Source organism: Saccharicrinis fermentans DSM 9555 = JCM 21142 (genome assembly GCF_000517085.1).
Classification (GTDB): domain Bacteria; phylum Bacteroidota; class Bacteroidia; order Bacteroidales; family Marinilabiliaceae; genus Saccharicrinis; species Saccharicrinis fermentans.
In genome coordinates, this window is the sequence record NZ_KI912107.1 from 3,706,316 (window position 1) to 3,726,512 (window position 20,197).

Genomic DNA, 20,197 nt, shown 5'->3' on the forward strand with positions numbered 1-20,197 from the left:
ACAAATATGAAACATTTTTGTATACTAATGACGGCCTTATTTTTCATGGCCTGTTCTCAAAGCAAAATCGAGAAAAACCGAACAACGCCCTATACTGTCGAGGGCAAATCCATAATGGTATATACCACAGCCAAGGACACAAAAGATAGACTCAGCTTATCTCCAAACCTTTCTTTCAGTCCTTCTTCACAACCTCTGGAAACAGAAATCGCTGTTTTTGTACAACCCGAAAAACAATTTCAAACATTTATTGGTATTGGAGGTGCCATCACCGATGCTTCTGCCGAAGTATACGCCCAATTAAGTCCCGAAAAACAAAAGGAATTGATCGATGCATATTACGGTGAAGATGGTATTGATTACAGCCTTATGCGCACTACAATCCACAGCTGTGATTTTAGCTCACAGAGTTATACTTACATCAACGAGGGCGACAAAGAACTAAGTAGTTTTAACATCGATCACGACAGAAAATATCGCATTCCCATGATAAAAACAGCCATGGCTGCCGCATCCGACTCCTTGCTGTTTTACGTGAGTCCATGGAGTCCTCCTGCCTTTATGAAAGGCAAAGAAAACATGCTCAAAGGAGGCAAACTCCTTCCTGAATACTATCAGTCATGGGCATCCTACTATGCAAAATTTATAAAAGCCTACGAAGCGGAAGGAATGCCTATCTGGGGATTGACCATACAAAACGAGCCAATGGCCGTGCAAACATGGGAATCCTGTGTATATACAGCAGAAGAAGAGCGCGATTTTTTAAAGAACTATCTAGGGCCAACATTGCAAAGAGAAGGCTTGGGAGACAAACACATCGTAGTATGGGATCATAATCGCGATTTGATTTCTCACAGAGCCAATACCATTTTTGGGGATCCGGAAGCAGCAAAATACGCCTGGGGTATAGGCTTTCATTGGTACGAGAGATGGGCAGGCGGACAGTCCATGTGGGACAACCTTCGCAATGTCAAAGAATCGTTCCCAAACAAAAACCTTCTTTTTACGGAAGGTTGCATTGAAGCATTCAACGAAGCAGAATATCAACGCTGGTCTAATGGTGAGCGCTATGGTAGAGCTATGATACAAGATTTTAACTGCGGAACAGCCGGGTGGACCGACTGGAATATTTTATTGGATCATACAGGTGGACCTAACCATGTTGGTAACTACTGCTTCTCTCCTATCCATGCAGACACCCGGACTGACTCTTTGATTTATACGCCATCCTATTATTACATTGGTCATTTCTCAAAGTTTATCCGCCCCGGAGCCAAAAGAGTGAGCACCTCCACCAGCAGAAGTCACCTGATCAGTACATCATTTTTGAATAAAGACGGAAAAATGGTAACTATAACCATGAATGACAGTCCTAAAAACATATCATACAAAATGATAGTGGACGATTACGAAACCTCACTTGAGATACCAGCCCATGGTATTCAGACCATTATCTATTGATAATATTCCTAAAAACAAAAAAGTCCTCTTTCAGAAAAATGAAAGAGGACTTTTTTATATATTTTCACCTATCACTCCACTGGTTCACAAACCGTTTCTATCAAATTGCGCTCGTTAAGATATTGTGTATAGTCACCTGTAAATTCTATCCTGGTTTCGATAGCATTGGGCAAGCTACCTGTTAATCCGATAATTAGTTCACAAGCCTCTCTAACCCCGCCATTACCTCCGGCACTTCCTGTGCGATAATCACAAACCTTATTATCTTCCAGATATTGGTTAAAAAGCGGGTTGGCACTTCTATTCATCTGAAAACTTGCCCCCACCGAACGAGCCAACTCAACATCCAATATATCATCGAAAAAAAATGCAATTTCATCAGGCTGCAGCTGATGTTCTTTACAAATACGTTCCAGGGCACGCACCTTGAATTTACACCTATAAAAAGCGGCATTCATATGTTCTCTCTTGGCCAAATACTGCGCACTCTCATTCTCCTCTCCAGTAACGATAAAAGTAGCTGGCAAACAAGCGTTTCTAAGCCAATAATCCAACTTTAGCATATTCACACCCATGGCATCGGGCTCAGCAAAATTACTGCCTCCGTAACCTGTTTTAGCTCCATTATTAAAAACACCATCCCAATCAAAGATATAAGCTTTTATACCAGATAGCTTCTTTTTTAACTCATCCACAGGCTTTATAAAACGTCCTCCAATACTTTCAAATTGGCTTTGTATATCCATCTATAAACTTTTAATCAATTCGTTTGCCCTTGCCAAATCCTCGGGCGTATCAATACACATGGTTTCTTCCAGTTCGGTGATCACACAGGTAACAGGGAAACCATTTTCGATCCAGCGCAACTGTTCCAGCGATTCAGCTTTCTCCAAAATAGACTGCTCCAGCTTGACAATCTCCCTTAAAACATCCATACGATAAGCATAAATACCTAAATGACGATAAAAAGTCTGATGCTCCATCCACTCATTTTGTTGCACATTACGTAAAAAAGGAATCGGAGAACGACTAAAGTAAATTCCCTCACCCCAGTTGTTCAGCACCACTTTCACCTCACTTTGACTTAAGACCTGATCCAAATCTTTGGCTTTCTGCACCAGGGTAGCTATTTGCGTATCTGGATTTTCAAAGGCCGATTTAATATCCGCTAATTGTGCTGCCTCAAAAAATGGTTCGTCGCCCTGTATATTAACAACCACATCAGCCTTCACGCCGTACTTATTCTCAATATTTTCAGCAGCCTCAGCACATCGGTCGGTGCCACTGGTATGATCTTGTCTTGTCATCACTGCTTTACCACCAAAGGCCTCCACTGCCTCCACAATACGCTGATCGTCAGTGGCCACAAACACCTGCTCCAGTCCTTTTTGACAATTTTCGTACACCCACTGCACCATTGGCTTATCACCAATGATGGCCAATGGCTTACCCGGCAGACGGCTTGAAGCATATCGACTTGGAATTATCCCTATTATATTCATATTTTTTTGACTAAGAAGATAAGAAACACCTTACCTATCGAATGACAAGAAGCCAGGAGATAATATACCCACGTCATATCATCCCCCGACTTAAAATTTCTGATTAAACCTACATCTTTTTAAACAAAGCTTTGATTTCATCTTTGCTAATATGCTTTTCCCAATCAGGACCAAACACATTATTCCACATATGTTCAAGCGCCCAAGCTACATCAACCATTTGATCGAACTGCTCTTCGGAGCATCCCGCAGTGATACCAGAAGGAATCTCTACCCCTTGTAAGGCTTGCATTTCTTTAAACAACTGATAACCTTTGGGGTAATATTTTTCGAGTTGATTAAATACAATACAGTTACCTACTCCATGGTGAGTTCCCAATACCACCGCCAAACCATAAGAAAGAGCATGACAAACACCTACCTGCGCATAGGTAATACTATTACCCCCCATAATAGAGGCCACCATCATTTGTTCGTCTGCTTCCAAACGATCTTCAATTTGGTTCGTAAACACCTTTACACAAATTTCATTGGACTTCTCAGCAAAAGCCTTACCCATAGAATTAATCCACGTACCTGTCAATGATTCCACATTGTGAATATAACAATCCATACCTGTAAAAAAACGATCTGAATCCGGCACGGTAGCCAACAACTCAGGGTCAAAAAGCACCTCATTGGGAATGGTATAATCACATTTGATACCTAATTTTTTTTCAGGCCCACTCAAAACAGCAGTCATAGAAACTTCAGCCCCTGTACCTGACACTGTAGGAATGACAATGGTATAAATTCCTTCGTTCTTAATTAAATCCAGTCCTTGGTAATCTTTAGAATCACCGGGGTTAGTCACCATCAAACCTGTTGCTTTAGCGTAATCCATGGTGGTACCACCACCCATACCCACCATTACAGCAGGTAAAGTAGTTTGATGAGCCAATATCTGGTCGCGGTATTTATTCACCAAGGTTGTTTTAGGTTCATCCTTGGTTTCTATAAAAAACACCAAATCTTTTTCCCCAATAGGCAGGCGATCTAGGGTTTCCTTTTTATCCTGAAAATAATGATCAATCATAAAGACCGTCCAGTCATTGTTTTCATTTTTCCTTCTCTCAATAAGTTCTCCCAGGTGTTTAAGACTTCCTTTTCCAAATGCATAATGTCCCGGATTAACGAAACTTCTAAAATCGTATAGCATGATAATTAGTCATTAGTGAGTGGTCATCCGCTGATAAGCAAACTACTACCAGCATTATAAATGACCGCAAAAATTAATCTGAAGCAATAATACTTCGGATTTTTATATCTTATAAAAAACAACAAAGGCATGCAGAACATAGTAAAACACCAAGTACTTACTTTATGTCTTGGTGATACTTACGCTCTTTCCAGACTAAGCCAAAACCTTATCAAAAGCTTTACAAATAGCCTCCAATTGTTCTTTTGTCGTTGTAATACTCATATTAACAGACACCAAGCGACCAATAATATCATAGGATTTTGGCAGATCCAGGTTCTTATAATCCTGTGGTTTATCCAAAAACTGCATACCTACCGGACCTGCCACTTTACAATCTTTAATATGATTCCAATTTTTAATAAAGTGATAATTATTATCAAACCAATAAGCCGCAGCAACCCCCTCTGCACTAAGTTCAGCACAAGCCTTTCTGGCTTCTTCCTGGCTAGGCAAGAAGAAATTCAGCACAGTAGCAGCATCACCTGCTTCATCGGGCACCTGACGAAAAGTCACCTGAGGGAATTTCTTCAAATAATCTTTCAACACTTTTTTATTGGCCCGCAGTCTTTCTAACATATAATCTATTTTTCGGAACTGAGCCAATCCTATGGCAGCATGTAGCTCGCCTATACGATAATTGGTTCCCAAAATAGCATGTTCTTCGGCGCCTCTATTATTTCCCTCATGGCTATGACCATGATCGGACCAAGTATGAGCCGTAGTGTAAACTTGATCATCATTTGTAATAACAGCACCCCCTTCACCAGCAGTAACCAACTTAAAGAAATCGAAAGAATAGCAAGCCACTTTACCAAAAGTACCCAACATTTTACCTTGAAATGATCCGCCCAATGCTTGGGCAGTATCTTCAATCAAGATAATATTGTGTTTATTACACACTTCTACAATCTCATCAATTTGCGCCATAGCCCCCACCATATGAACCAACAATACCGCTTTGGTTTTAGGAGTAATGGCCGCTTCAATCGAGGCAGCAGACAAACAAAGAGTCTCATCAATTTCAGCAAACACAGGCACAGCACCACAGTTAATAACTGCTTCAACCGGAGCAATAAAAGTAAACGGAGGTACAATCACCTCATCACCAGCTCCCACACCCACTGCTGCCAATGAAACCGCATCAGCAGCAGTACCACTGCATACCATATGACAATGCTTTACACCATGATAATCGGCAAACTCTTTTTCAAATTCTTTGGCTTTCCAAATACCTTTTCGTTGCTCATCATGGTTATATCTGAATAGAATTCCTGTTTCAAGAACTTCCATTACTTGTTCTTTTTCCTCTTTACCAAATAATTCTGTACCCGGCATAACTTTAAGATTTTAAATATTAAATAAGAGATTAAAAAACATCTCCATTAAAATGTAAAAAGGGGCATCCTTCAACCAGATTACCCCTTGTATAATATATATGGTTACCCATTCACTTTACACCCTCCAACTCTCCTTAGCGAGTGTTGCAATTACAATTACGGTTGGCGTCCCCTTAAGGGGTAAGGGGCAAGCGTGGATAAAACCCTCAGTAACAATTCATTTATCTTATATAATTTCCAGCTTCACCAAATCCTGCACATCTACCATTCCAACGGGCTTACCATTACTCACAGCAATAATGTTGTCGATTTGTTTCTCTTTAAAGATTGCTACAGCCGCATGTAACTTATCTTCTATATCAATGGTAATGGGACTCTTCATATCAAAATCACCCATTGTCATACTCCAAATTTTTTCACCGTCAATATTCATATGACGACGTAGGTCTCCATCCGTAAAGATACCGGCCAGATTACCTTGGGCATCAACAACAGAGACAGCACCTGTACCATACTTGGTCATTTCAACAGTGGCATCCGTAACTTTCGCATTTAAACCAATGGTTGGATTTTTGCTACCAACAACCTCACCTACCTTCATGGTCATTTGTCGGGTATGGTTTACAAACTGCTGTGTACCTATCTCTGTGAAGTTATTATTATTTAGGTTTTTCATAATCTTCCATGGAATGGTAATATTCTGACAACCTATTTCGATGGCATTCTTCACATGCTCAGGATGACGCACAGAGGAGAACATTATTTTGGTATTGTAATTATATTTCTCCACCAGTTTAACACAGTCTTCCACCAATTTCAAAGCATCATAACCTTGGTCCTGCATACGACCAACCAATACACAAACATAACTAGCTCCTGCCGCCATGGCCATATAAGCCTGTTGAACATTATACACCAAGTGAATATTCACCATCATGTCTTCATCGCGAAGCATCTTACAAGCTTTAGCTGCAACCAACGAAGCCGGAATTTTAAATACGGTTCTTTTTTTATCCAAACCTAAGCTCAACAGACGCTTGGCCTCAGCCACTATTTCCTCGGCAGTGTCTCCCAATGCTTCAATCATAAGCACGGGGACCATTTTTGAGAGCTTCACAATAGCGGCATCAATATCAGTAATACCGTGTCTATGCATAAAAGTTGGTGTGGTGGTTAAGCCATCGATAAAACCTAACTTAAATGCTTCTTCAATTTCATTAATGTCAGCAGAATCAAGATATAATTCCATGGTAAAATATTTGTTTTGGTGATATTATATTTCTGTTCTATTTTTTTTCTCAATATGATGAATTTCAATTAAAGGCTTTAAAAACTCCTCTAACTGATCCAAAGGATACTGGCTGGCGGCATCACAAAGGGCATTTGTACAATCGGGATGAGCTTCAATAAATATGCCATCTATTCCCGCAGCTACTCCCGCACGTGCGATAGGTCCTAAATACTGACGAGTTCCGCCGTTGGGATCAGAACTAGGAATACCATATCTACGAATGCAATGTGTGATATCAAATACTACGGGATAACCCGTTTGTTGTAACTCGTAAAAACTGCGCGGATCAACAATCAAATCATTGTAGCCAAAAGTATAACCACGCTCAGTCACCATAATATTCTGATTGCCAAAATGCTCTATCTTCTGAACTGGCTTAATCATATTTTCCGGTGCCAGAAACTGACCATGCTTTACATTGATTGCTTTTCCTGTTTTTGCTGCAGCACTCACCAAAGATGTTTGCATACACAAATATGCAGGAATCTGGATTACATCCAACACTTCTGCAGCGGCATTCACTTCTGCTTCTTGGTGAACATCTGAAATAACAGGAACATCAAAAGCATTTTTTACTTTTTCAAGCATTTTTAGCCCCTCTTCCAATCCAGGTCCGTGATAATATTCTAAGGAACTTCGGTTATCTTTTACATACGATGATTTAAAAATAAAAGGAAGATCAAGCCTTTCTGCAATCTTTTTAAGCTTCTCGGCAGTCTCCATCATGATCGATTCCTTTTCAATCACACAGGGACCGGCTATTAAAAAAAGCTTGTCTTTGCCAAACTCCCGTTGGCCCACTTTAATATTTTTCATACGTTTATAATTTTCTTTCAATGGCCATCTGAAACTCGCCAAGAAAATTCATTATTCACTAGGTTATATATCCAAAGGTATTCTGAATACGATGGTATTTCATGCTCCTTTGTGTAAATCAAATGATTGAATTTACGTGCTCATTTCATACGTTGTTGTTGCCGTATAATTTTCAGCGAAATTAATGAGGATAATTGAATTAAACACAATCAATTGTCATCTATTTCCTCATGCCCAAATCACTTTGTTATGAAAACATTGACTTACAAGTAACCAGACTACGGTACCTATGACAATTGAACAAAGCCATACACGTATCTCCAACAACAAAAAATCGGCCGCTAAATTAGTAAATAGTTACCATATAAATGAAATTTGTATCATATATGTAAAAATTGAGGCTAAAAACAGAAATGAATAATATCTGCATAGTCATATGCGTGATTAAACAAGGTTTCATTATTTGAGAGGAGACTTGTTTCTGACAACGAACAAACCACACCCTGACGCTTTATGGAATATTCTCAATATTATAATATATCCAATTCTTTAAGTAAAGTGAAATAGATATCAGAACTCTCCCCTCCTACTGAAGACATTTACTTTTATTACCTTTGCCCGCCTAACAATAAAGATGATTACTTTGAGTTTTGATGCCAAAAAAACGGACTTACCAGTTGCTGAGATAATAGACGATGTAAAAGAGGGACTTGCAAAAAACAACACCCTCATAGTACATGCGCCTCCCGGCGCTGGAAAAAGCACCATTCTGCCCATCACATTAATGCAGGAAGAATGGTTGGGGGATAAGAAAATACTTATGCTAGAGCCGCGCCGCCTGGCCGCAAAGACCATAGCCATGCGCATGTCGCAATTATTGAATCAGCAAGTAGGAGAAACAGTAGGATACAGAATACGCTTCGACAACCAGGTGAGTGACCAATCTAAAATTGAAGTAGTCACCGAAGGCATCCTCACCCGCATGCTTCAGGCTGATAATGCACTGGAGAATATTGGCATGATCATATTTGACGAATTTCATGAGCGTAGTTTATTTGCAGATGTGGCACTGGCGCTAGCCCGGGAATCACAACAAATTTTAAGACCCGATCTTCGTATTCTGATTATGTCGGCCACCTTAGACTTACCCAAACTATCTTCTATCCTCAGTTCTGAAATAGTTGAAAGCAAAGGACGCCAATATCCTGTTGACATCAAATACGAGGGCGATGCAGATATTATGATGTTACCCGAGTTAACAGCACGTCTGGTAAAAAAAGCGATCAACAACGAACAGGGAGATATATTGGTATTTTTACCGGGAGAAGCTGAGATAAGACAAACGGAATTTCTTTTAAAAAAGAGCTTAGCACAGTTAGCCATTCACCCCCTTTATGGCCAACTGCCACCCGGCAAACAATTTGCAGCCATCATGCCTGACCGAACAGGGAAACGAAAGGTGGTGTTGGCCACCTCAATAGCTGAAACCAGCCTAACGATTCAAGGTGTGAAAGTAGTCATTGACTCAGGCTTTAGCAGAACCATGAAATTTGATCCCAATTCAGCACTCTCTAAATTGCTCACGGTAAATATCACCAAAGACGCTGCTGATCAGAGGGCAGGGCGGGCAGGACGACTGGAAGCAGGTGTTTGCTATCGCATGTGGAGCAAAGCCAGCCATTCCAGGTTAAAAGAACACAGAACTCCCGAAATACTCGAAGCCGATTTAACATCTCTGGTACTTGACCTGGCCATATGGGGAATATCTGAACCCAAAGACTTAACATGGCTCACACCTCCTCCTCAGGGCGCCATCAACCAGGCCAGCGACTTACTTCACCAACTAGGTGCACTGGAAGATGGCAAAATTACCGCGCACGGGAAAAAAGTTAACACACTTCCCTGCCATCCCCGAATCGCTCATATGTTATTAATGGCCCATCAAGAAGGACTCATTGAGCTGGCCACCGATTTAGCCGCGATTCTGGAAGAACGAGATCCTTTAGATAAAGAGGTTGGAATCGACATTAACCTAAGAATAGAGGCATTGCGAAAAAGCAGAAAAGGCATCTTCAGTAATAAAATACTCAATAGAATAGAAAAAATAGCCGCCCAATACCGAAGACTTTTAAATGTTGAAGTAAACAATGATACAGTGGACCCATATGAAACGGGTTTACTATTGGTTTATGCTTACCCAGAGCGAATAGCACATAACCGCCCCGGCAACAATGCCCCATTTAAAATGGCCAATGGAGCCATCGCCACAGCCGGACACAAAGACGACCTAGCACATGAAGAATGGCTTGCCATAGCCCATGTAAACATGAGAAATACAGTTGGAAAAATATTCATGGCCTCTCCCCTTAACCCCAAAGATCTGGCACCAATGGTAAAACAAAAAGAGCAAGTAGAATGGGATACCAAAAGAGGAGGTTTCAGTGCCAGTAAAATTTTATGTATCGGTAATATAATACTTCAATCCAGACCCCTTAACAACTTTGACCCTGAACTAAAAACCGATGCCATATCCAAAGCCATTCAAAAAGAAGGTGCACACTTATTAGATTGGAACAAAAAAGTTATTCAGTGGCAAAACAGGGTCTTATGTCTAAGAAAATGGAATCCTAATGAAAACTGGCCCAACGTAGAAACTAACACATTATTAGCGAACAACAAGGAGTGGCTTAGCCCTTACCTACTGCACATTAAGAAACCGGAAGACCTAAAAAAGATAAATTTATTATCCATCCTACAACACCATCTCGATTTTGAAAAACAATCGTTATTAGAAACATTGGCTCCCACAAGCATCAAACTGCCAACCGGCTCAAAAATCAACATTCAATACCTCCCCAACGGAGACGCACCTATACTTGCAGTGCGCCTGCAAGAAGTCTTTGGATGGCAGCACACACCTACCATCAACCGGGGACAGGTCAGTTTATTAATGCACTTGCTATCTCCGGGCTTTAAACCTGTTCAAATAACCGCAGATTTAAAGAGCTTTTGGACAAACATCTATTTTGAGGTAAAAAAAGAACTAAAAGCCAAATACCCCAAACACAAATGGCCCGATGATCCAACAAAGGCAAGTCCCAATAGGAAATAAAAACGCTGGAACACCCAGCACTTGCCATCAAATGAAATAGCAATAGATTTACTAATACATTTTGCGGGTTTAAAGACTACCATACCATTAAATACTCAATTCAATCCATTCAGCATAAACATTATTCATACTTTGTTGTTAAAATAAGTGAAAAAAAGAATCACGCTTTGTTGCTTTAATTTTATTTATTAACAAACAACATCAATTACCTTGCATACCATTAAGGCAATAGGCTATCTTAAATTTTATCATTTAATAAAGTTAAGTATGAAGCATCTTACCATTCTATGTCTATTGCTCATTGCAGCTCTCCCCACCCAAGCTGAAGAAAGCAAGAAAATTGGCATAGTAGAACACTTAGATGAATATATCCCTCAAGACATCAAAGTCGTCAATATAAAAGGGGATACTATTCCTTTGAGCTCCATCATCAAAGACAAACCCACTATTTTAAACTTTGTCTATTTCCGTTGTCCCGGCATATGCACTCCCCTCATGGATGGCATTACGGAGGTGGTTAATCAATCGGACATGACACTGGGTAAAGATTTCCAGATTGTTACCATCAGCTTCGATCACAACGAAGATTATCTATTGGCAAAGAAAAAACGCAATAGTTATTCCTTAATCGTGGAAAAAGAAGGTTTTGAAGACGGATGGTTATTCTTTACAGGCGACAGCAGTAACATCGCTAAGCTGACGACTGCCACGGGTTTTTCTTACAAACGAACCGGTAATGACTTTATACACACAGCCGGATTAATATTAATCAGTCCCAAAGGTAAGATAACCAGATATCTCAACGGCACCTATTTTCTACCTTTCGAGCTTAAGTTAGCTGTTATTGAATCCTCCAAAGGGATCCCCGGCCCAACAGTTAACCGCATCCTTCAGTTCTGCTACAGTTACGACCCCGTAGGACAATCCTATGTACTCAACATTACCAAAATGGCAGGAATACTCATTATTGTAATTGCCGGACTGGTATTTTTAGTACTAACCATAAAACCCAAAAAAAGAATCACTTAATCTACACCAAATATGGCACAAGAAGAAGTAACCCAAAGTCACGTTAGCTTTAGGGATGTAAAAGGGAAGTACACAGGACTTTTTGCCTGGATATTTTCCACCGATCACAAGCGAGTAGGACTTTTGTATCTATATTCCATTATCACCTTTTTTCTCACCGGGGTTGTGCTTGGTATTTTCATGAAGCTGGAGTTAATGGCTCCTGGAAGAACCGTGATGGATGCAGCCACCTACAATGCCATCTTTACACTGCATGGTGTAATCATGATATTTTTGGTTGTTGTTCCGGGCTTGCCTGCCATCTTCGGCAACTTCATGTTACCTATAATGATAGGCGCTAAAGATGTAGCCTTTCCAAAGCTCAACCTCCTATCATGGTGGGTGTATGCTTTGGGAGCCATTGTTGCCCTTTCATCTTTGTTTATGGCAGGCGGTCCTCCAGATACAGGTTGGACATTTTACGCACCCTATAGTTTTAAAACCAACACCAACATGCTTCCGGCTGTGATAGGAGCATTTATTTTAGGCTTTTCATCCATACTAACTGGCATCAACTTTATTGTTACCATTCACCGAATGCGGGCACCAGGTATGACATGGTTTAAAATGCCTTTATTTCCATGGACTCTATATGGTACTGCATGGATTCAGATTTTGGCCACCCCCATTGTTGGCATCACGCTACTAATGATTGTTGGAGAGCGGATACTAAACATTGGTTTTTTCGATCCTGCTTTGGGAGGAGATCCTATTCTATACCAGCACTTATTTTGGATCTACTCACACCCAGCGGTTTATATTATGATACTCCCTGCCATGGGCGCCATTTCTGAAATCATACCAACCTTTGCCAATAAAACAATATTCGGCTACAAGGCCATTGTAATTTCTACCTTAGCCATTGCCTTTGTAGGTTATTTCGTATGGGGTCACCATATGTTCACCGCAGGTATGAGTGGAACGGCTCTATATGTATTTTCCCTCTTAACCTTTTTAGTTGCCATCCCTAGTGCCATCAAAGTTTTTAACTGGGTTAGCACCTTACACAAAGCCTCCATTCAGTTGGAGCCACCCTTTTTCTGGGCGGCATCCTTCTTATTTGTGTTTATGGTTGGTGGCTTATCCGGTCTTGCCTTAGGAGCTTTGGCTACCAATGTACACCTGCACGACACAGCATTTGTGGTTGCCCACTTCCACTATATCGTTTTTGGAGGTGTTGGCTTTGCCTTTATGGGGGCTATTCACTATTGGTTCCCTAAAATGTGGGGAAGAATGTACAACACCAGAGTAGCGACAGTAGGTTGGATGGCTTTTTTTACCGGATTTTGTTTTCTATATACCCCTATGTTCCTATTGGGAATACAAGGTATGCCACGCAGATATTACGATTATGTGGACCGTTTTCATGGACTCAATGTAGTTTCTACTGTTGGTTCCTGGGTTCTCTTTATAGGACTTGCTATTATCATCATCAACCTTGTTAGAGGAGCCAGGAAAGGCCCTATCGCACCTAAAGATCCATGGGGAGGCAAAACATTAGAATGGACTATCGATTCTCCTCCAACACTGGAAAACTTTGAAGAAATACCAGTAATAACCAAGGGACCTTACGATTACAGTTAATATTTATAATATGGACACAAGCGTAACAATTGAACATGTGCACAGAGACGACGAAGGCTCTAAGCTAGGTATGTGGTTATTTATATTTACCGAGTTGTTATTATTTGCAGGTTTATTTATCGTATATGGAGTATACAGATACCTGAACCCAGAAGCTTTTCATTTAGCCGCACAACAACTAAGTGTAACTGTAGGTACAATCAACACGGTTATATTATTAATAAGCAGCGCCACCATAGCAATGGCCAGCTCTGCCATTCGTTTAAAAAATAAAGCCCTCACTTTAATACTTTTAGCCACCACTATAATCATGGCTGTTATATTTATGGTGAACAAATATTTTGAGTGGAGTGCAAAACTGGAGCATGGTTTCTTCCCCAGTAGTGATATCTTACATAAACTAGGAAATGGTGATACCCTGTTTTTTGGACTCTACTTTTTTATGACAGGATTGCATGCCCTCCACATAGTAGTTGGAATGGTTCTTATTTCTATTGTAATCATAAGGGTAAACAAGAACAGCTTGACTCATGAAAACCCAGTATTACTTGATAATTCAGGACTTTACTGGCATTTGGTTGATATCATCTGGATATTCCTGTTTCCATTATTATATCTCATTACTTAAACTTTGCATTATGGATAATCACTCAGAATCACATATTGTTCCGTATAAAACATACCTATACATACTAGCTATTCTACTTGCACTCACAGGAATAACAGTTGGGGCAGCCTATGTAGAATTTGGCCAACTTACGATTTTTGTCACTTTGCTTTTGGCATCGATCAAATCAACACTGGTACTGATCTATTTCATGCACTTGAAGTTTGATAATCGAATCATACAGATCATCGTACCTACCATATTTATACTGGTAACCCTTGTGTTAATTGTTACATTCCTAGATTATAATTTCCGATAGCTATGATAGAAGAAACTACAAGAAACGCCTCTACTTTTGTATCCGAGGTAGACAGTGCTTTTGTTTTTATATTTGGTATTTCGTTGTTTTTTCTTTTTGCCATTACGGTTTTTATGGTTTACTATATCATTCGCTACCGTAAAAGCAAAAACCCCAAAGCAACACAGATAGAAGGAAACAACACACTGGAAATCGTTTGGACAGTCATACCCACCATCCTGGTTATTATCATGTTTTCCTATGGATGGGCAGGTTGGAGAAGTCAGAAGGAGATACCTGAAGATGCCATGCCCATAAAGGCTGTTGCTCGAATGTGGAGTTTTTCTTTCCAGTATCAAAACGGAAAAATTACCGATACGCTCATTGTCCCCATCAACACAGCCGTTAATCTGGATCTAATTGCACAGGATGTCATCCACAGCATGTACATACCAGCATTTAGAGTAAAGCAAGATATGGTTCCGGGTAAACAAGCCAATATCTGGTTTGAATCAGAAAAACTGGGTGAATACGAAATTTTCTGTGCCGAATATTGCGGTTTGCGGCACTCCTATATGAAATCGGTTGTTAAGGTGATTCCTGAGAAAGAATTTGAAGAATGGAACAAGGTAGATTCCTCTGCCATAGCTTCCGATAATCCTGAAGTAGCCATCAGACTAGCTGCCAACGGAATATTCAGAAAATACGGATGTAACGCCTGCCATACCTCCGATGGCTCCAAACTAGTAGGACCTTCATACAAGAACATCATGAGCAGAACCCGAACCGTTATCAAGGATGGACAGGAAATGGAGATGAAAGCAGATGCAGAATACATTCGACGGTCTATCTACGACCCCAATGCAGAAGTCGTAAAAGGCTTTGCTGAAGGACTGATGATCTCGTACAAAGACCAGGTTTCTGAAGATGAAATACAGCAACTTCTGGAATACTTCGAAATAATATCCGGCGACTAGCACTGCATCCATTTGAACCACTGGGTATTCAGCAAGAGAATTCATATAAGCGACTGTAAAATAGGTCAGAGACAGGCAGCATTTACGCTTTGCTGCTCACACCGCTGCCCACAATCAAAAATAAAACTAAACAAAAACGCACCAATACAATTGTTTACATGATAGCCCTCAAAGAAATACAAACATTCGGTAAATTCTCCATCTCCATTCCCATCGCCTTAACGGCTTACGCTGGGTATGTAGTATTCGACGAAAGGCTATCATGGGAAGGCCTAGTAGCTTCTCTGGGCATATTTTTTCTTTCTGCAGGAGCATCTGCCATTAACCAACTTCAGGAAATAAAGTTAGATGCCCAGATGGATCGCACCCGCAAGCGCCCTCTGCCTACCGGTATCATTTCAAAATCAACGGGTATCGCTATTATACTTAGTTTTGTACTCGCAGGCACCCTCTGCCTTTACTCATTTGGATGGCCTGCCGTTATATGGGGCTTCATTGGACTATTTTGGTATAATATCATTTACACCCCCATGAAAACACGTAGTGCATTTTCGGTATTCCCAGGAGCTATTGTTGGCGCCATACCACCCATAGCAGGATGGGTAGCAGCTGGAGGTTCTATCTTAGATGCACGAATACATTTTCTGGCATTTTTCTTTTTCCTCGGGCAGATGCCACACTTTTGGCTATTGGTACTCAAATACAAAGACCAATACAAAAAAGCAGGATTTCCTGTTATCACCGATGTATTAACAAAAAAGCAAGTTATTAGAATCAACCTAATTTGGTTTCTGGCCACATATATTTCTGCATTATTTCTTCCTGCATTTCATTTAGTAGGACATCGGGGTATCATCTGGCCACTCACCATCTCCAGTGTTATTATGATGGCCTGGTCACTATACATCACTATAAAAGCCAACAAAGACGGTCATTCCTCTCACCTTAGAAAGATGTTTATCTATTTTAATTCCTTTTACTTGTGGGTAATGATATTAATTTATGTGGATAATATATAAGCACAAACATCCCTTTGTAAGCTGAACCCTTCATGAACTAACTATTACGACAACTCACAAATAAATCTGGTTGGCCCAGAAAATAAAATTTGTTTTACGGAACGTTTTTTGTTTTATCCATTTTCGCAATATCTTTATACGAAGATTTCAACGAAAATTTTTAAGAAAAAAAAATACACCATGAAGCATCTTTTAATTTTTAGCATACTAATATTTTGTGCCGAAACATGGAGCCTTGCTCAAATTTCAGAAAAAGATCCTTTTGAGCGCATGAACAAAGCGTACGAAGCAAAAATGCAACGTATGGAGCAAGACTATGCGCAAAAAACAGAACGCATGCAAAAGGAGTATGAGTCAAGGATGAAAAAAATGAATGCGGCATTTGAAAATTATTTAAAAAAAGGATTTTCAGAGGTGGAACAGAATGAAGAAACGGTAAAAAAAGTCGAAGTTCCCAAACCAATAGACCAACCGGTATTTGTACCAACGCCTATCGACAAAGCGAATCTACCAAGCAAATCGCTAAAAACCAGCCAAACACAAGCGCCTAAAATACTTTTAGAAGAAGCACCAGCCTACTCCATCTCCCCCATTATAGCCAGTCCACAAGGCATGAGCACCTATAAACAAGCACTGACTGTTGATTTCTTTGGCAGTAAAGCCAAACTCTATATAGACCATAGAACAAGTCAACTACAACTATCAGAAGTAAAACCCAAGGCCTTTGCTAATTATTGGAACGAATTTACAGCTACTTACTTTCAAATATACCTGGAGTCCATGCTTCACTACGCCCAGGAAACCAACCTAAACGACTGGGGCATCTATCAGCTGATGGATCAAACATCCAAACAACTATTTTCTTCTGACAACGACCGCGACATGTGGAAATGGGCCATGCTCAACCAAGCAGGATACCAGGCTAAAATTGGCTACAGCGGTAACACAGTATGCCTCATGTTACCCTTTATGCAACAAGTATTTGAAAAGCCTTACTATAGCATTTCAGGAAATAATTACTATCTAATTGACGATCAAATCAACACCCGTCTTTATACCTACGAAGACAATTTTGGCGGGGCCTCTAAAAAAATTGACCTGAACTTACCATATAGTCTAAACCTCACCAGCGAATCAAATTCTGTTACCAAAAGCACCCGATTACCCAACGAAAAAGATGCACTCCAACTCCATATGGATCAAACAATCATGGCTTTTTTAGCTAGCTATCCACAAACAGATAACACTGTTTATTTAAACGCAGCCATGTCGGGCTCTATAAAAGATGATTTATATGAATATATTAAACCCCGAATCGATGGTATGTCAGAAAAAGATGCTGTCACATATTTACTCAACTACCTACACCATTCATTCGAATACAAAACCGACCGGGATCAGTTTGGAAAAGAAAAAATGTTTTTCCCGGATGAGATATTCTATTATCCTTATTCTGATTGCGAAGACAGAACTGTTTTGTTTACTCGTTTAGTGAATGACTTATTGGGGCTAGACGTGGTAGCATTGACTTACTTTAGTCATATGGCCGCAGCCGTTTCATTTACGCAGCCCATTGATGGTTACAACTTTGACGTTGCTGGTAAAACATATACCATATGCGACCCTACTTACATCAATGCGCCCATAGGAGCTGTAATGCCTGAATATGAAGGATACAAACCTTTAGCTATTAAAATTAACAACCATAACCAACTGGGAAACATTTGGCAGATGATAGCCAAGTCCATCGATAAAAACAATGAAGGCCGTATATTTATTAACGACCGACAAATGTCAGAAAATGGCAAATACATTGTCTCCGGATGGTTTTCAGACCAGGTAACCATTGGAGACAAAAGCTACCAAGCAGCTTCAGAAACCCGTGATTTGTGGTTTGCTTCCTTTGGAGAAAATGGCAGTATGGAATGGTTTCTACCTGTTCAATCCTCTGATTACAGCTATACCCAAGCTTTTAATGTAGGCAAGCAGGGCAACATATATGCACTCATAAACTATGCAGGTTCACTTCACATTAACCAACGGAAATTATGCCAAAGCGAAACACCAGCTCACCTGATTCTTGGCCTATCGAACCAAGCACAGCCCATCATAACAGAAAACATTGACTTTGAAGTACCTGACGGAAAAAAACTGGCCTTCTATGGTAAATATCGTCCTGACGGAACCAAGGTGGACCTACTCTCCTTCCCCATCGATCAGGTTCGTTTTGCATCTCAAATAACGGTAGACTCAAAAAATGAAGTGGTAGTTCGAGGTGTTGTTGGTGAAATTGAAGGACTCACCAAGGATGTCCCTATCACACTGTCAAGCGCCCAATATAGTGCCGAAGACCAACTGGAATCATACCTTAAAAATTACAGAAATAGCTCTACCAACCAACACATGGCCAGCCTCTTTGCTGCCATTAAACTACTCTCTCAGAATGGAGGAAGCATGACGGGCTTAACTATACGTAATTTACTGATGAAAAACAACCCTGGCTTTAGAAAGAAAAATCCCGATGTATATAAGGGACTACTAAGCATGCAGTTTGTAGCCAACAAAGGAGGCATCGTACAAGTACAAACGTACAAAGGTCAGAATGTTTCTTTATTTTCCATGCGCATAAAAAACAACAGCAATATGCAAATAAAAGAAACCGGAAGAGATGAGTTTCAGCTTCAGTTCTTAAACGGGGTAGAAGTGGGTAAAGCAATTGTTTGGTATCCCCTAAACTCCGTAACCCTTAGCAATAATGGCGATATGCTATTTGACTACGATGACGACCACGCCAAAAGAAAAGTAAATATTAATGAGATTGTTGATTAGAGGAATCTCCAAGGCACTTATCATATAAAGAAAAACCGAGAGTACAGATATACGCTCGGTTTTTTCTTTATGACAAACGATTTATTTGCGTCTTTTATAAACTGCTTACTCCAGCTACTTCCATCTTACGATCTACCTTTTTCACCAAGCCTTGCAATACTTTTCCAGGCCCCACTTCAGTAAATGAAGTAGCTCCATCGGCTATCATATTCTGAACCGTTTGCGTCCATTTTACCGGTGCTGTTAACTGAGCCACCAAATTTTCTTTTATTTGAGCCGGATCAGTAAAAGGAGCTGCGCTCACATTTTGATACACCGGACAAATGGGTGCTTTAAATTCGGTTGCTTCAATAGCTGCTGCTAATTCGGCACGTGCCGGCTCCATCAATGGCGAGTGAAAGGCTCCTCCCACAGGAAGCTTGATCGCTCTTTTAGCACCTTTTTCTGTCAACTCTTCACAAGCTTTGTCAATACCGGCAAAAGAGCCCGAAATAACCAATTGTCCAGGACAATTATAGTTAGCAGCTACCACTACCTCTTCAATACGTTCGCACACTTCCTCCACAACAGCATCTTCCAGGCCTACAATAGCTGCCATTGTAGAAGGCTCTGCTTCACAAGCTTTCTGCATGGCTAATGCACGTTGAGAAACCAATTTCAAACCATCTTCAAAAGACATAGCACCAGCTGAAACCAAAGCACTAAACTCACCCAAAGAGTGACCGGCTGTCATTTCCGGTTTAAAATTCTCACCCATTGATTTTGCCAACAAAACAGAGTGTAAAAATATAGCAGGCTGTGTTACCTTCGTTTGTTTAAGATCCTCATCAGTGCCTTCAAACATCAAATCGGTAATTCTAAAACCTAAAATTTCGTTCGCTTTTTCAAAAAGCGCCTTAGCTTCTTCTGAATTTTCGTACAGGTCTTTTCCCATACCTACAAATTGGGCACCTTGCCCAGGAAATACAAATGCTTTCATACAAATTAAGTTAGTTCCATGCATAAAAAAACACATGGTTGCATTTAATTTTTAATTGCGTTTAGACTAAAAAATAA

16 protein-coding genes are annotated in these 20,197 nt (G+C 40.3%); 9 read left to right on the top strand and 7 right to left on the bottom strand.

The genetic code is table 11. The annotated features are described in order from the left end of the window. Nucleotides 1–6 precede the first annotated feature (6 nt). Nucleotides 7–1,461, top strand: a complete 1,455-nt coding sequence (locus tag CYTFE_RS0115105) for a glycoside hydrolase family 30 protein (RefSeq protein WP_027472464.1) — start codon at nt 7–9, stop codon at nt 1,459–1,461. Between the two features lie 71 nt (nt 1,462–1,532). Here the strand turns inward: CYTFE_RS0115105 and CYTFE_RS0115110 are convergent, their stop codons facing one another. From CYTFE_RS0115110 to kdsA, 6 genes are all read right to left on the bottom strand, one after another. After that, nucleotides 1,533–2,207: a hypothetical protein gene (locus tag CYTFE_RS0115110; RefSeq protein ID WP_027472465.1), complete on the bottom strand. Its 675-nt coding sequence runs from the start codon at nt 2,205–2,207 to the stop codon at nt 1,533–1,535. After that, complete coding sequence (kdsB, locus tag CYTFE_RS0115115) at nt 2,208–2,963, bottom strand: 3-deoxy-manno-octulosonate cytidylyltransferase (RefSeq protein ID WP_027472466.1); 756 nt, start codon at nt 2,961–2,963, stop codon at nt 2,208–2,210. 109 nt (nt 2,964–3,072) lie between these two features. Then, complete coding sequence (locus CYTFE_RS0115120) at nt 3,073–4,161, bottom strand: iron-containing alcohol dehydrogenase family protein (RefSeq protein WP_044212363.1); 1,089 nt, start codon at nt 4,159–4,161, stop codon at nt 3,073–3,075. 195 nt (nt 4,162–4,356) lie between these two features. Then, nucleotides 4,357–5,538 (bottom strand): DegT/DnrJ/EryC1/StrS family aminotransferase, encoded by a 1,182-nt coding sequence (locus CYTFE_RS0115125; protein ID WP_027472468.1) that lies wholly within the window; start codon nt 5,536–5,538, stop codon nt 4,357–4,359. A 228-nt stretch (nt 5,539–5,766) separates the two neighbouring features. Continuing rightward, a complete protein-coding gene (locus tag CYTFE_RS0115130) occupies nt 5,767–6,789 on the bottom strand; it encodes a transaldolase family protein (RefSeq protein WP_027472469.1) in 1,023 nt (340 codons plus the stop codon). 24 nt (nt 6,790–6,813) lie between these two features. After that, nucleotides 6,814–7,647: a 3-deoxy-8-phosphooctulonate synthase gene (kdsA, locus tag CYTFE_RS0115135; RefSeq protein ID WP_027472470.1), complete on the bottom strand. Its 834-nt coding sequence runs from the start codon at nt 7,645–7,647 to the stop codon at nt 6,814–6,816. 634 nt (nt 7,648–8,281) lie between these two features. On the opposite strand from kdsA, the gene hrpB reads away from it, so the two are divergent. The 8 genes from hrpB to CYTFE_RS0115175 all read left to right on the top strand — a co-directional run bounded on the left by hrpB (nt 8,282) and on the right by CYTFE_RS0115175 (nt 19,141). Further along, nucleotides 8,282–10,759: an ATP-dependent helicase HrpB gene (hrpB, locus tag CYTFE_RS0115140; RefSeq protein ID WP_044262837.1), complete on the top strand. Its 2,478-nt coding sequence runs from the start codon at nt 8,282–8,284 to the stop codon at nt 10,757–10,759. A gap of 267 nt (nt 10,760–11,026) precedes the next feature. Next, nucleotides 11,027–11,788, top strand: coding sequence for an SCO family protein (locus CYTFE_RS0115145; protein ID WP_027472472.1), 762 nt, complete (start codon nt 11,027–11,029; stop codon nt 11,786–11,788). Nucleotides 11,789–11,800: 12 nt separating this feature from the next. Then, the gene (locus CYTFE_RS0115150; RefSeq protein ID WP_027472473.1) at nt 11,801–13,411 is read left to right on the top strand and encodes a cytochrome c oxidase subunit I; all 1,611 of its coding nucleotides are present in this window, start codon (nt 11,801–11,803) and stop codon (nt 13,409–13,411) included. A gap of 10 nt (nt 13,412–13,421) precedes the next feature. Then, nucleotides 13,422–14,039 (top strand): cytochrome c oxidase subunit 3 family protein, encoded by a 618-nt coding sequence (locus CYTFE_RS0115155; RefSeq protein ID WP_027472474.1) that lies wholly within the window; start codon nt 13,422–13,424, stop codon nt 14,037–14,039. Nucleotides 14,040–14,049: 10 nt separating this feature from the next. Next, nucleotides 14,050–14,337 (top strand): cytochrome C oxidase subunit IV family protein, encoded by a 288-nt coding sequence (locus CYTFE_RS0115160; RefSeq protein ID WP_027472475.1) that lies wholly within the window; start codon nt 14,050–14,052, stop codon nt 14,335–14,337. Nucleotides 14,338–14,339: 2 nt separating this feature from the next. Next, nucleotides 14,340–15,293 carry a cytochrome c oxidase subunit II gene (gene coxB / locus CYTFE_RS0115165; RefSeq protein ID WP_044212362.1) on the top strand — a complete coding sequence of 318 codons (954 nt, stop codon included), beginning with the start codon at nt 14,340–14,342 and terminating at the stop codon, nt 15,291–15,293. Nucleotides 15,294–15,451: 158 nt separating this feature from the next. After that, complete coding sequence (locus CYTFE_RS28865) at nt 15,452–16,312, top strand: protoheme IX farnesyltransferase (protein WP_052343225.1); 861 nt, start codon at nt 15,452–15,454, stop codon at nt 16,310–16,312. A 180-nt stretch (nt 16,313–16,492) separates the two neighbouring features. Next, a complete protein-coding gene (locus CYTFE_RS0115175; protein ID WP_027472477.1) occupies nt 16,493–19,141 on the top strand; it encodes a hypothetical protein in 2,649 nt (882 codons plus the stop codon). A gap of 94 nt (nt 19,142–19,235) precedes the next feature. Here the strand turns inward: CYTFE_RS0115175 and fabD are convergent, their stop codons facing one another. Then, nucleotides 19,236–20,120: an ACP S-malonyltransferase gene (gene fabD, locus CYTFE_RS0115180; protein WP_027472478.1), complete on the bottom strand. Its 885-nt coding sequence runs from the start codon at nt 20,118–20,120 to the stop codon at nt 19,236–19,238. Nucleotides 20,121–20,197: the final 77 nt, after the last annotated feature.

Bases quoted from the DNA above. Each gene is read 5' to 3' on its own strand.
- CYTFE_RS0115105 (WP_027472464.1), top strand. From the start codon at position 7: ATGAAACATTTTTGTATACTAATGACGGCCTTATTTTTCATGGCCTGT.
- CYTFE_RS0115110 (WP_027472465.1), bottom strand. From the start codon at position 2,207: ATGGATATACAAAGCCAATTTGAAAGTATTGGAGGACGTTTTATAAAG.
- kdsB (WP_027472466.1), bottom strand. From the start codon at position 2,963: ATGAATATAATAGGGATAATTCCAAGTCGATATGCTTCAAGCCGTCTG.
- CYTFE_RS0115120 (WP_044212363.1), bottom strand. From the start codon at position 4,161: ATGCTATACGATTTTAGAAGTTTCGTTAATCCGGGACATTATGCATTT.
- CYTFE_RS0115125 (WP_027472468.1), bottom strand. From the start codon at position 5,538: ATGCCGGGTACAGAATTATTTGGTAAAGAGGAAAAAGAACAAGTAATG.
- CYTFE_RS0115130 (WP_027472469.1), bottom strand. From the start codon at position 6,789: ATGGAATTATATCTTGATTCTGCTGACATTAATGAAATTGAAGAAGCA.
- kdsA (WP_027472470.1), bottom strand. From the start codon at position 7,647: ATGAAAAATATTAAAGTGGGCCAACGGGAGTTTGGCAAAGACAAGCTT.
- hrpB (WP_044262837.1), top strand. From the start codon at position 8,282: ATGATTACTTTGAGTTTTGATGCCAAAAAAACGGACTTACCAGTTGCT.
- CYTFE_RS0115145 (WP_027472472.1), top strand. From the start codon at position 11,027: ATGAAGCATCTTACCATTCTATGTCTATTGCTCATTGCAGCTCTCCCC.
- CYTFE_RS0115150 (WP_027472473.1), top strand. From the start codon at position 11,801: ATGGCACAAGAAGAAGTAACCCAAAGTCACGTTAGCTTTAGGGATGTA.
- CYTFE_RS0115155 (WP_027472474.1), top strand. From the start codon at position 13,422: ATGGACACAAGCGTAACAATTGAACATGTGCACAGAGACGACGAAGGC.
- CYTFE_RS0115160 (WP_027472475.1), top strand. From the start codon at position 14,050: ATGGATAATCACTCAGAATCACATATTGTTCCGTATAAAACATACCTA.
- coxB (WP_044212362.1), top strand. From the start codon at position 14,340: ATGATAGAAGAAACTACAAGAAACGCCTCTACTTTTGTATCCGAGGTA.
- CYTFE_RS28865 (WP_052343225.1), top strand. From the start codon at position 15,452: ATGATAGCCCTCAAAGAAATACAAACATTCGGTAAATTCTCCATCTCC.
- CYTFE_RS0115175 (WP_027472477.1), top strand. From the start codon at position 16,493: ATGAAGCATCTTTTAATTTTTAGCATACTAATATTTTGTGCCGAAACA.
- fabD (WP_027472478.1), bottom strand. From the start codon at position 20,120: ATGAAAGCATTTGTATTTCCTGGGCAAGGTGCCCAATTTGTAGGTATG.